General features: G+C 39.7%; 12 protein-coding genes. 4 read left to right on the forward strand and 8 right to left on the reverse strand.

Going from position 1 to position 12278, the window contains the following annotated elements; translation table 11 throughout:
* Window positions 1-69: 69 nt before the first annotated feature.
* Genes Q1J64_RS13945 through Q1J64_RS13960 form a run of 4 tightly spaced genes read right to left on the reverse strand, consistent with a single transcriptional unit; the run spans window position 70 to window position 4473 of the window.
* Window positions 70-1446, reverse strand: coding sequence for an MATE family efflux transporter (locus Q1J64_RS13945; protein WP_301109700.1), 1377 nt, complete (start codon window positions 1444-1446; stop codon window positions 70-72).
* A 53-nt stretch (window positions 1447-1499) separates the two neighbouring features.
* Entirely contained in the window at window positions 1500-2189 is a 690-nt protein-coding gene (locus Q1J64_RS13950; protein WP_301109701.1) for a helix-turn-helix transcriptional regulator, read from the reverse strand.
* Window positions 2190-2212: 23 nt separating this feature from the next.
* Complete coding sequence (locus Q1J64_RS13955) at window positions 2213-3391, reverse strand: DEAD/DEAH box helicase (RefSeq protein WP_301109702.1); 1179 nt, start codon at window positions 3389-3391, stop codon at window positions 2213-2215.
* Between the two features lie 38 nt (window positions 3392-3429).
* Entirely contained in the window at window positions 3430-4473 is a 1044-nt protein-coding gene (locus Q1J64_RS13960; protein ID WP_301109703.1) for a lipid II:glycine glycyltransferase FemX, read from the reverse strand.
* A gap of 289 nt (window positions 4474-4762) precedes the next feature.
* On the opposite strand from Q1J64_RS13960, the gene Q1J64_RS13965 reads away from it, so the two are divergent.
* Window positions 4763-6496 carry a methyl-accepting chemotaxis protein gene (locus Q1J64_RS13965; RefSeq protein ID WP_301109704.1) on the forward strand — a complete coding sequence of 578 codons (1734 nt, stop codon included), beginning with the start codon at window positions 4763-4765 and terminating at the stop codon, window positions 6494-6496.
* A 143-nt stretch (window positions 6497-6639) separates the two neighbouring features.
* Here Q1J64_RS13965 and Q1J64_RS13970 read toward each other — a convergent pair whose 3' ends face one another.
* The 3 genes from Q1J64_RS13970 to Q1J64_RS13980 all read right to left on the reverse strand — a co-directional run bounded on the left by Q1J64_RS13970 (window position 6640) and on the right by Q1J64_RS13980 (window position 9096).
* Window positions 6640-7854 (reverse strand): carboxylate--amine ligase, encoded by a 1215-nt coding sequence (locus tag Q1J64_RS13970; RefSeq protein ID WP_301109705.1) that lies wholly within the window; start codon window positions 7852-7854, stop codon window positions 6640-6642.
* 76 nt (window positions 7855-7930) lie between these two features.
* A complete protein-coding gene (locus Q1J64_RS13975; RefSeq protein ID WP_301109706.1) occupies window positions 7931-8632 on the reverse strand; it encodes an RluA family pseudouridine synthase in 702 nt (233 codons plus the stop codon).
* Complete coding sequence (locus tag Q1J64_RS13980) at window positions 8629-9096, reverse strand: low molecular weight protein-tyrosine-phosphatase (RefSeq protein ID WP_301109707.1); 468 nt, start codon at window positions 9094-9096, stop codon at window positions 8629-8631. Before Q1J64_RS13980 ends, Q1J64_RS13975 begins: the two co-directional genes overlap by 4 nt.
* Window positions 9097-9308: 212 nt before the next feature.
* Between Q1J64_RS13980 and Q1J64_RS13985 the strand changes: the two genes are divergently transcribed.
* The 3 genes from Q1J64_RS13985 to Q1J64_RS13995 all read left to right on the forward strand — a co-directional run bounded on the left by Q1J64_RS13985 (window position 9309) and on the right by Q1J64_RS13995 (window position 11375).
* Window positions 9309-9683, forward strand: coding sequence for an SLAP domain-containing protein (locus Q1J64_RS13985; RefSeq protein ID WP_301109708.1), 375 nt, complete (start codon window positions 9309-9311; stop codon window positions 9681-9683).
* Window positions 9684-10024: 341 nt separating this feature from the next.
* The gene (locus Q1J64_RS13990) at window positions 10025-10861 is read left to right on the forward strand and encodes a malate synthase (protein WP_301109709.1); all 837 of its coding nucleotides are present in this window, start codon (window positions 10025-10027) and stop codon (window positions 10859-10861) included.
* A gap of 163 nt (window positions 10862-11024) precedes the next feature.
* Window positions 11025-11375 carry a DUF6568 family protein gene (locus Q1J64_RS13995; RefSeq protein ID WP_301109710.1) on the forward strand — a complete coding sequence of 117 codons (351 nt, stop codon included), beginning with the start codon at window positions 11025-11027 and terminating at the stop codon, window positions 11373-11375.
* An 80-nt stretch (window positions 11376-11455) separates the two neighbouring features.
* On the opposite strand, the gene Q1J64_RS14000 is transcribed toward Q1J64_RS13995, so the two are convergent.
* Complete coding sequence (locus tag Q1J64_RS14000; protein WP_301109711.1) at window positions 11456-12172, reverse strand: YebC/PmpR family DNA-binding transcriptional regulator; 717 nt, start codon at window positions 12170-12172, stop codon at window positions 11456-11458.
* Between the last annotated feature and the right edge of the window lie 106 nt (window positions 12173-12278).

The following is a 12278-nucleotide window of genomic DNA, read 5'->3' on the forward strand; positions in this document are numbered from 1 at the left end:
GAATGTGTTTGGTACTATGAGATAATGCAATCCAATAAACTTTGCTTTTTGAAAACCTCAAGTGACCTTTTAATTCCCGCTATCTGTATATAAGGTTTTTTTGGCTTTACTAAAGAATAGTAAAGCAATAGCCAGAGTCAATATATCTGCCAGCGGGATTGCAAAGAAGATGGAAAATGCCGGACTAATGGAAAATATATCATAGTTCTCAAAAATATACGGCAATACTACGACTAACGGGATGACTGAAACGACTTGTCTCGTTATCCCAATGATTACTGCTTTCATTTCACTTCCTGTAACTTGCAGTAAAGTCATGATTGTATAAGTAATTCCCAGCATCGGGAAAGTGATGAAAATAACCTTGATAATGGACATGACCGATTCAATAATTGCTTGATCTCCTGTAAATATAATAAGGATGTACTTTCCGGCCAAGAATACAATCGCCGTTATCCCGATACCGTAAAAGAAGCAATATTGCACTGTTTTCTTCACAACCATAAACTTCTTCACTTCATCGCCTTTTCCATTGAAATAAGCAATAATTGTTTGAATAGCTTGTGTGATGCCGATGATTGGCATTAACATGAGCATGTACATTTTATTGGCAATATTCCACATCGCGATATGAGCATTGCCCCCTACAGTGAGTAACTGATAATTCACGATAAATGCGGTGACTCCTGCCAGCAATTGAATCGTCGTTTGGGCAAATCCAATTTTAAACATCTTATATGACATATAAACGAACGCTTTAAATGGAAATCGATTCGATGTAAACCAGTTTTTATTCTTCACCAGGTACATAACTGATAGGAAAGCACACACAACTTCACTAATCAAAGTTCCCAGTGCAATACCTACCATACCCAGCTGAAAGCCGAATGTGAGTATAGCATTACATACAATGTTAATAATCACAGAAAGAACAATGATCACGGCTTCAGCTTTTGGATTTCCGAATGCTCTGATAGTACTTGTCAGAGTGTAACCAACCGCACTAAATACATTACTGATAATAATAATTTTCAAATAATCCTGAGCAAGAGTATATACCTCCGTTTCAGCACCAAGCATTGATAATATGGGATTCATAAATAAGTAGACAAGCAGAGATGTACTTATGCTGACAACCAGCGTCATGGTAAAGCCGCTCTTGAAATAGTTGTTCAATTTCAACATGTCATTCCGACCTAAATATTTGGAAATCATAATGGCTGTAGAAATAGCAAAAAGTGTCTGGAGTGCAACAAACACAGCCAAAAGTGGTGATAGTAATCCCATTGCAGTCAATGCACTTTCACTTTGGCTACCTAAATGTCCCGCAAAGGATGTATCCACTACCGAAGTCATCGTTTCTATTATTAACGAGAACATTGCCGGAAGTGAGAATGTCATAATTAATTTATTTACTGATTGGCTTTCATATATATTATCTTTCATGATTTATCCCCCCAAAATACCATAATAGCACTCAAAACAAGTCATATAATGTCTTATTTGAGTGCTATCTTTATATTATCTTTATAAGGGATAAAGGTTCTTTCAAACTCCACATCCTTGATCTCCGCTTGACTAATTGTTGAGATTTTAATTAATAGATATTCTTTCTCAAAAGCATATAAATGTAAACCTTCAGGTCGCAACACATCACTAATAGGCGCAACAACGAGCTGCTCTCCATTTACTAAAATATCGAGAAGTTGCTCTTCATCCAGACAGTGATTTATTTTCTCATATATGCTTTCTGTCATATCAATTTTCTCTTCCACAAGATCTACTACTAAATAATTTTCTGCATCGTTCTCGTAAAGGTCAATCAACTCAGGCGAAATAAGAGACAACTTTTTCAACACACTATCTTTATGTTTTTTTATTGAGATACTATCAAACATAGATAGCGCAAAGGTAATCGTTTGCAGGTCTTCCTTTGTCAAAAAGCTTTTTGATAACTTGAAGTTTTCCTCTATATATATCCCACCTTGATTCCCCTGTTTGCAAGTTATTGGTATCCCCATCATAGACAGTTTATCGATATCTCTCTGAATGGTTTTAAGGCTCACCTCAAAGGTACGTGCTAACTCTTTATGGGTTGCTTTTTTCACTTTCAGTAAATAGAGCACGATTTCAAATTGACGATTTCGTATGATATTCCCCTCCAATGAATATAAAAAGAGCAAGCACAAATTACTTGCGCTGCTCCTCTAGGTTATTTCTTTTTCTTTTTTGGCTTTGAAGGCTTCGGGGCAGATTTACGCATATCGTCAACCGTTTTGGCGTTACCTTCAATCAGCTCACCGCTGTACCATACTTTCTGTACAGTCTTGATACCTTTTGTGACTTTGCGGTAATCCCGCTCTTCATTGTAAGACAATAAAGTAAGTACTTCCCCATCTGCTCCCGCACGTCCTGTACGTCCCGAACGATGCAGATACTGCTCCACTGTATGCGGAACATCTACATGGATTACATGTGTAAGTCCTTCAATATCCAGTCCGCGTGCCGCTAAATCCGTCGCGATCAGTACACGTATATTACCCTTCCGGAAATCTTCCAGCGTTTTCTGACGGTCAAATTTTTTCATATCAGAATAGAGAACTGCAACCGGCGCATCATTATACAGCAATTTCAGCTCTTTCATTCGCAGCTGATCTACATTGTTCATGAACGCAAGTGCACGTACGCCTGATAAGGATGATACCCCTCGCAGTGTATCGGTTTTCTTGCGGTCATCCACTTTTACATACGAATGAATAACATGTCCGATGTCTGGGATTTCATCAGCGTTGACTTGCAGACGAATTGGCTGCTGCATCATATTCTTAGCCACAAGCTCAATTTCTTCCGTTATGGTAGCAGAAACAACTGCCAGCTGACGTTCAGGATTGGCCGCTTCAATCAAATCTTTGACCAACACTCTGTACTCGCGTGACAATAGTTGATCCCCTTCATCGATTACAACGTATTTGACGTCATACATTTTCAGCTTTCTCTCTTTAACGAGTTCGTTCAGTCTTCCAGGCGTCCCCACAACAATCGTCGGCTTTTTCTTAAGCTTTTCGATCTGACGCTGCATATTGGCGCCCCCAATTAGCTGCGTGACCGTTACAGACGTACCTTCTACTAAATCACGAATGACATTGACGATTTGCATCGACAGCTCCTGAGAAGGTGTGATGATTAAAGCCTGTGTCTTCGGTAGATCTCCATTGACCATCTGAATCAAAGGTAATGCATAGGCTAATGTTTTACCTGTCCCCGTTGGAGATTCTGCTACGATATCTTTGCCAGCAAGCATTTCCGGAATCATCAATGATTGGATCGGCATCGGCTGTTTAAACTTCCATTTCGTGCGCAAAGATTCATTCAGCTCATCTAAAAAAGTCATTCGGTTCACTCTTTTCTTCAGTTGAGGAATTCAACCGTTTATTTTTTTTGGAGTTTCTTTTTCATCTTTTGAATTTTGGGCACGACTTTTACAAACATATTATAAATGAAAGGCTTATAAACTTTATCAATTTCACCAATAAATTCCGTCACACCGTCTTTTTGACAAAAACTGTTTTTGAAATTATATAATCCGTCCTGTTCACTATCCAGAACGAATACTCCGCCGAGGTCATATTGCTCTGCCCCGATCTCCAGTCCCCACAGCATCATTTCATAATTCATAAGATAGCTTGGGTTTAGATTGCGCTTTGTATTCGAACTGCCGGCATATAAATAATAAAGCTTGCCGTTATAATTGATTGTAATCGCGCCTGCTAAGTAGTCGTCTTCATGCTTCGCAATATAAATACGCAAATCATCGAATGCTTCACGCATTTTTACGAAGTAATCATACGAACGGATCGCAATTTGGTTACGCACGGACATTTCTTCATAAATTTCATAGAATCTCTTTAAATACTCATCACTTCGGGAATAGGAAACTTCTACGCCTTTACGCTCTGAACTTCTAATTTTACTTCTCGTACGGCCACGGAATTTCAACATTAAGGAATCAGGATCTTCACCTGTTAATTTGACAATCATATTGTAACGCGGCTGAATCAAGTCCTCTTTCCCGGCACCTTCATTACGCACTATGTAACCTGCATTACGGTAAAGTTTATCGAGCTCTTCAGTAAAGAGCTGTTCAGGATCCATTTTCAAAGCAAATGCTTTATATTTCTTCGCCAGCACATCTGCTTCTTTCAGCAGTTCTTCCACCAGTGCCTTGTCATGTAGATCACAAATCGGTCCTCTTGGAGCATATAGCAATGAATAGCCGCCAGGTACGGATTTGATGAGCAGTGACATAGCAGCTACGATTTCACCATCGCGTTCTACATATACTTGTTCATTTCCCCAATCATCTTTTACATTCGCCCAGTTAGGATCTTGTGTAATGGAACGAGTAGGTGCATTTCTTACAAATGTTTCATATCGTTTAACATCTTCTGCATTAGTTTTATCTAAAATCGGCACTTCCGGAACACTCCTTACGTTACTGCAGCTCCGTAAAATCAAGCTTTATAGACGATTCATTAAAGCGCTAAAAGTTACAGCCACAGCTCTATTAAGTGTATCCTACTGCATTTTTCAAGTCAAGAAACGAAGAGCCGCTGTCCTATTTGTGTCCTCCCGATGTCTCAATTACTTGACAAAGTATACATGTAAAGTGTTAGAAGCTATTCCGTTATTAATCAGAATAGCCTATACTAGAGAAAGGGATAAAGGTTTCACACTTTTTAGTTAACAGAGGGGGGAATACATAGTGAAAGGTTCAGTACGCAACAAATTGATAGCGCTTGCAGCTTTAGTGATTTTAATTCCATTATTAGTCGTGGGAATTGTTAACTACTTCGTTGCCAAGTCAGAATTAGAACAGGTTGGAGAAATGGGCCTGCAGAATGGCACTTATGCTGTCCTGGACTTAATTGACGAATTGAATGCACAGGTGGAAGCCGGTACACTCACTTTGCAGGAGGCACAGGATCGAGCCAAAGATAAAATCATGGGGTCATTGCAAGATGATGGGACACGTTCAATAGACAATCCATCAAAATATGGTGAAAACTTCTACTTTTATGTGGTAGATGAAGAAGGGATATTGCTCGTCCACCCTCAAAAAGAAGGCGAAAGTTTATATGAAACGAAGACAAAAGATGGACGTTATTTTATTCGCGAGGTAATCTCAGAAGCAAAAAATGGTGGAGGCTATGTCCAGTACGATTGGCCACTGCCTACAAACTTAAATGTAGAAGCGCCCAAAATTACGTACAGTCTGCAAGATCCTCATTGGGGATGGATCATTGCGGCCGGAACATACTTGGTAGACTTTAACGCAGGCGCGAAAAACGTTCTTTGGTATACCTTAATTTCTGTTGTTGTTTCAGTAGTTGTCGGTGTTGCCCTGTTTTCAATTTTCTCCGGCAGACTGACATCGTATATTAAGAATATCCGCTTAATTACAGCTGAAATTGCAGAGGGTAAGCTGACAGGATCTGATATTCCTATTCGTTCACGCGACGAACTCGGCCACCTTGCTGAAAATGTCAATGAAATGAAAAACAGTCTGAATGAAATGGTAGGTCATACGCGAGAATCATCAGATCGCATGCGGACATCCTCCGAGACTCTTAGCGCTATTACAGAAGAAGCAACCGCTTCAGCTGATGAAATCCACAGCGCCATTGCAGAAGTTTCAACAGGGGCAGTAACGCAGGCTGAGGAAGCAGAAGTAGCGATTAATATGGTTGATCACCTATCTTCTTTAATTTCAAATACGACAGAGCAATATGAACATGTCGTCAGCGAAATACGCAGTATCAATAGTCTGCAAAGCTCCGGAATGGAAAAAGCAGAAAACTTGGAAGAGAATTCGCAGAACTTCACAGTCGTCATCCATGATTTGCAAGGGAATTTCACGCAACTGATGTCTCGCATGAATGAGATTCAAACGATTGTACAGACAATTTCTTCGATCTCTGAACAGACTAACTTGCTGGCACTGAACGCTAGCATCGAAGCAGCACGTGCAGGTGAACACGGAAAAGGATTCGCCGTTGTAGCCAATGAAGTCCGTCAATTATCAGAAGATACGAATGAAGCGACGACAAGAGTCCGCGATTTATTGGTTCATATCCGCAAAGATACAACATCTGCAGAGAATCAAATGAAACATACATTGGATCTGTCGAGCAACCAGGCAGGCACAATATTAGAAACGAAGAGTGCTTTCGAGCAGTTATCTGGTTCAATCAATAACATTACAAGCCTGCTGCGTACGATGGAAAACGATATGAACAGCATGGATGACAACCGCCAGTCAGTTGTTCAGGCCATCAATCAAATTGCCTCTGTCGCAACCCAATCAGCAGCGGCGACTGAAGAAGTGAATGCTTCTATTGATGAACAAAAAGCAGCAATCAACACGATCATGCATGCTTCACTTGAACTTCATACAGAAGCTGAAAAGATGCATGACCTGGTGGACCGGTTCAGCTAAAAAAACCCATCTCCGTTTTGACGGAGATGGGTTTTAAGTTTGTAAGTGTGTAAGATGCCATTCCCCTGCGTTAGAGGCGGACGCCTTCCACTACGGTTCATTGGTTTGATTAGCATATATCCCTGCATCCTGAGTTTATTTACTTAATCAGAAGAATTATTATACTTCTTGTAGTAATTTATCTGTCTCATCAGCAAATACAATTTGCGTTTCATATGCTGATCTTTTTTGTAGAACAGCGGATTGCCGTACTTTCCTGCTTTTAGCAACGAACGGATTTCCTTTTCAATCGGCGGATTGTCGACGAACTTTTTCAGGACGGCTTTCGGCACGACCGTGAATAAGAAATGCTCATCTAGATATTTCAAAGGCTTCTCTTTTCCGTAAACTAAATCATCCACTAAGTACTTCGCCATATTCTCTCCGCACTGGGTAATATAGTAGCTTGAGCGTCCTTGTCGGATATTTACTTCAAATACTTTGAACTTGCCGTCACGCTCATCATATTTCAAATCAAAATTACCGTAGCCTACATAGCCGACTGCTTCCAGGAATTTGGTGAGCTTTGTCATGACCTCTTCATTGAATCGTGTGATGAGCGCCGTATAGTTCCCGATTGCCGTCATGGCGCGTTCCTGCAGAACGACCTGCGCAAATGTGATGAGCTGCGGTTTGCCGTGCTGATCTGCATAATAAACCGCGTCCCACATGAACGTATCATCTCCCGGAATGAAATCCTGGATGATCAGATCTTCTGTATAACCGCTAGCTTTTACCATCTGAATAATGCGATTGATCTCTTCATATGTATCTACTTTATAAATCTTTTGAAGACCTTCAAATGGATGACGATAATACTGTACTCCATCACTTGGCTTAATGATTACAGGAAACAGCACATGCTCCGTAAACGGTTCATCCGATAAACACGAGTGAAAATAAGTGGACGGTGTATCGATTCCATGGGCTGCGCACAGTTCATAGAAGTTCTTCTTAATATACACTTGGTTCATGATTTTTTCATCAATGTAATTGAATAGGAAATCTTCCTTTAACAGCTCGCGTTGTTCAATGATCAGCCGCACGTATAGATCGTCAGTTCCCACTAAAATCAGCTTTTGACCGTCCGTTCTGTATTTCTTTGCCACTTGACGTAAAAATTCCACAAACACTTTCGGATCATGCAGACCCGGATTCAGTTCCTGGATATCCGTAATCGTACTGTAGCTAGTAAAGGGTAACGGTTCTCTCCCTACAATAACGGATTTAATCTGATATTCTTCATGAAAAGATATTGCCATATTATATGCGTTAATATTTGTTCCGACAATGATCGGAATAAAAGGATGCTTGCTCATAAATTCCTCCAGCAGACGTTTTTCCATTTAAGTGTAGATGTCTCGAAATCGTAAGTCAAGAAACTGTCATCTCTCACTAGCCATAAGTTTTGTAAACTTGATTTCGATCATTCCAAAGCTCCCATGGATAGACTTTAGGCGGCTTTGATACAAACTGCATAATTTCTTTAGTGACAGGATGTTCAAATTCTAGCTTGTGCGCCCACAACGCAATCTGCTCACCGCGTTGATTGACCTTACTCCCATACTTTTGATCTCCATACAAAGGAAACCCTTCAGATGCAAGCTGAACGCGAATCTGATGAGATCGCCCTGTATGCAGGCGAACATTTACCAGACTGCTCTCAGAATAGGTTTCGATTACACGATAGTCTAATTTGGCCGACTTCGCTTCAGGGTGATTTTGCTTGACGCTGAACACTTGATTCCTTTGCCGGTCCTTGTAAAGAAAGTGATGGAGCGTTGCCTGTTTCTTTTTCGGCACCCCTCGCACAATTGCTAGGTACTCGCGATCAATAGACTGTCTTCGTAATTGATCTGATAGCCGGGAAGCTGCTTTTGAGGTTTTAGCGAACACCATCACACCGCCCACAGGACGATCCAATCGGTGTACTAAACCTAAATAGACATTTCCAGGTTTCTGATATCTTTTTTTCAAATCTTCTTTAAGTGCTGTCAATAAATCTTGATCACCGCTGCGGTCTTCCTGAACAGGTATATTAACTGGCTTTTCAATAACTAATAAATGATTGTCTTCGAATAAAATAGGAATGTTCATTTCGCAAACTTTTCCTTCTTTATAAGTTCCAACAATGACTGGCAGCCTTCCAAAACCAGATCATAAGTCTCTTGGAAATCACCTGTAAAGTATGGATCTGGCACGTCTTTTTGGTGACCCGTTAAATCCAAAAATCGAATGATGCGCTGATGGTCAGTATCTCCGAACCGTTCACGAATGTTCGCAATATTTTCCGCATCCATACCGATGATATAATCGAACCCTTCAGCATCCTCTTTTGTTAATTGACGGCCTGCCATTCCTTCAGAAGATACCTTATATTCCGCAAGTTTGGATAAAGTTCCCTGATGTGGCGGCTTGCCTACATGCCAATCGCTTGTACCGGCTGAGTCCACTTCGATTTTATCAGCAAATTGCTCATCAGCTATCATTTTTCGAAAGACCCCTTCTGCCATCGGTGATCGGCAGATATTTCCTAGACAAACAAATAAAACCCGTATCATGTCAATCTCTCCCCAATTCATATTTTAAGTGCACATTCCAGTATACATCATTCCACATGACCATTCAGCCAATCGAAAGAAGAATGTAACACGAATGAAATATAATTTACGAAACTTGCCTACCCATATATTCGTCAACTGAATTAGAAGTTATTTCTAGGACTAAATTATTAACAAGCAGGGAATAACTATGAGTAAAGGAGGTCTGTGATATGCAGGTTATATTTGAAAAAACATGGGAAGATACCTTGTCTGATAAACAAAAGCAAGCATTTATTCAAAAATATGGTATGAAAGATATGGTCAATGGAGGATTTACCGCTAGTCCCATTCTTATGAAGAAAAAGCGAAACGGCGGTCTCGTAGCTACGGTCTTTTTGCAAAATAACAGTTCTGTCCTTCTATCCTTAAATGAGATTTTTGCACATATAGAAAATGATTCAGGAGAGACAGTGGCAGAGGAACATTTTACACTGTCCCTTGAAATCCCACCATTCGCAGCTACTCCTTGGTCATTGGTTTTCTCGCCAGATCATGTGAACACTGTTTATGAACCTTTGGATTCTTGGAAATTAGTAGTAAAATAGTAGTGAAAATAGCTGCCTACATATTTCATGCTGGTAGCTGTTTTTATTTGGAAGAACTTACGCACGAGAGAGTCAAAATACTACATTGTACGATAAGCAAATGACTAATGTCAATGGTAAATTTGAGGAATTTCAGATTATATGGTATACTATATACATTACAGTAATAAAGACAGCACTCAATAGTCCTGCGCACTTGTTCCAGAAAGGAACTAAGAGCGTTTTTTTAATTTAAAAACTTGTTTATTTCATGTAAGAAAACAACTTTTTAAAGACAGGCAGTTCAGAAAAGATAAGCTGTCAAAATAAATATCAAAATATTATTAGGAGGAGTTTTTTTAGTGAATTTAGTTAATGAAGAAATAACTCATAACGTGTTTGGCGAAGGAAATATTGTGGAACATGAGGAATCGTTCATCACCGTAGATTTTAACAAGAACCTTAAAAAATTCGTTTATCCTGATGCTTTTGAGAACTTCATTACGTTAAATGATCGAGATATCGCCAAATCTTTGGAGCAAGTTTTCTCGAAAAGAAAGGCTGAAGAAAAAGTACTTGAAAAGAAACGGATAGAAGAAAAAGAGAACCAAATGCGTGAACAACAACGGAGAGAAATATTAAAAAATCATAAAATCCATGAAAGCTCACAAATTGTTTTCTGGCTTGATGAAACAGAACAAGAAGATGTATTTACCGACTGGAAAATCTCTACTGGCAGCATTCAAAGCGGGAAAAATAAAGGCCAGCCAAACAAAGTAGCTCGTTTGAGTGCTAATAGCGCAGGAATTTTAACGGCAAGAGCATCCGATCAGCAAGAAACCGAAAGACTGATTCTTGGACTCTACATGGTAGAGGAGACGTTCACCGGCAATCTAGACGCGGACGGTATGGTCCCTTCCCATACGAAATACAGAATTCAGCTATCCGAGCAAGAAGCAGAAAAAATGCCTTTCTGGAATTATTATGTGAATAAGAACTATCCTGATCGCGCTTCCTGGAACTCTGGTAAGTTTCGCTACTTCGACAATATTTGGACCGCTCAAATCCTAAAAGATCTCATTGCATTAAAAAAGGATGAAGAGCAAATTAAAGAAGCAGAACAATTCCTGGAATACTTCTGTAAAATGAATGCAATTGATATAGATAATATTCCAGAAGCAAACGGAATCTTAAGATAACGAAAGTAATTGTAAAAACAAGCGTAGTTGAGATATTCTCAACTACGCTTGTTTTTATAGGAAGAATAAAATGCAATGATGAGCCCAAATAAATAAGCATAATTTTTCTGGTCATTTACACATTACTGTATACTAATGATAATTAGAGGAAGGAGATTGAGAGATGTTTACTACTTATGAAAAGAATGTAGCTGGTTTTGATAAAATTGATTCTACAAAAGCTCAGGAATTGGTTAAAGGAGAAGGCGAAGCCGTTATCTATATCGGCAAGTCAGTCTGTCCTTTTTGCCAAACCTTTGTTGGCAAACTAAAAAAAGTTGCTGAGGAAACTGCTACTCCTATCTACTATGTAAATAGTGTGGAAAGCTCTGATATGGAAGGTATTACAGCCTTCCGTAAAGAATACAACATTCCAACGGTACCTGGTTTCATCTTTACGAATGGTGATACAGTTAACGTGAGATGTGATTCATCCATGTCAGAAGACGAAATCAAAGCTTATATGCATAAATAATTTGATTGCAAAACGATTTATTATCGACTTTGTATACAGAAAAAAGCAGCTGCCTGAAAAATTTCAGGACAGCTGCTTTTTTATGCTAAATCTACATTATGGTGAACTTGCTGCACATCTTCAAGATCTTCCAGTGCGTCGATCATCTTCTCAAACTGCTCCTGTGATTCTTCATCCAATGAAATTTCATTCTGCGCAAGCATTGTTAATTCAGCAACGGTAAAGTTGGTTACGCCAGCCTCACGTAATACTTCCTGTACTTCATGGAATTGAGATGGCTCTGCATAGATCACGACTTGCTCATCATGTTCTTCGATATCACGGACATCTACGTCAGCTTCAAGCATTAGCTCCAGCACTTCGTCGCCTGTCTTCCCTTCAATACCGATGACAGCTGACGGATCGAACATGTAGGCAACTGATCCGCTGACTCCCATGTTCCCTCCATTTTTACCAAACGCTGCGCGTACTTCAGACGCAGTGCGATTAACGTTATTAGTTAACGCATCTACGATAACCATTGCACCGTTGACTCCGAAACCTTCATAACGAAGTTCGTCGAAGTTTTCCTCGCCGCCGCCTTTTGCTTTTTCAATTGCCCGGTCAATGATGGCTTTCGGCACGCTGTATGTTTTAGCACGTTCCAGCACGAACTTCAGCGCTTGATTGGATTCAGGACTAGGGTCTCCTGACTTTGCAGCCACATAAATTTCACGGCCAAACTTCGCATAGATTCTACTTGTATTCGCATCTTTAGACGCTTTCTTTTCTTTAATATTATTCCATTTACGGCCCATTCGGTGCACACTCTTTCCTTTAGTTAGAATGGATTACTTCTATCTTTTAGTATACCAATAGAGAATTAACATGAAAAGTAAAAACTATTACTATTTTTTATCAGTC

This window comes from Sporosarcina sp. (genome assembly GCF_029257255.1).
In the GTDB taxonomy this organism is placed as follows: Bacteria; Bacillota; Bacilli; order Bacillales_A; family Planococcaceae; genus Sporosarcina.

What these genes read in the sequence shown, in the direction of transcription:
- Q1J64_RS13945 (WP_301109700.1), bottom strand. Translation starts at nt 1,446, where the DNA reads ATGAAAGATAATATATATGAAAGCCAATCAGTAAATAAATTAATTATG.
- Q1J64_RS13955 (WP_301109702.1), bottom strand. Translation starts at nt 3,391, where the DNA reads ATGACTTTTTTAGATGAGCTGAATGAATCTTTGCGCACGAAATGGAAG.
- Q1J64_RS13970 (WP_301109705.1), bottom strand. Translation starts at nt 7,854, where the DNA reads ATGAGCAAGCATCCTTTTATTCCGATCATTGTCGGAACAAATATTAAC.
- Q1J64_RS13975 (WP_301109706.1), bottom strand. Translation starts at nt 8,632, where the DNA reads ATGAACATTCCTATTTTATTCGAAGACAATCATTTATTAGTTATTGAA.
- Q1J64_RS13980 (WP_301109707.1), bottom strand. Translation starts at nt 9,096, where the DNA reads ATGATACGGGTTTTATTTGTTTGTCTAGGAAATATCTGCCGATCACCG.
- Q1J64_RS13985 (WP_301109708.1), top strand. Translation starts at nt 9,309, where the DNA reads ATGCAGGTTATATTTGAAAAAACATGGGAAGATACCTTGTCTGATAAA.
- Q1J64_RS13995 (WP_301109710.1), top strand. Translation starts at nt 11,025, where the DNA reads ATGTTTACTACTTATGAAAAGAATGTAGCTGGTTTTGATAAAATTGAT.
- Q1J64_RS14000 (WP_301109711.1), bottom strand. Translation starts at nt 12,172, where the DNA reads ATGGGCCGTAAATGGAATAATATTAAAGAAAAGAAAGCGTCTAAAGAT.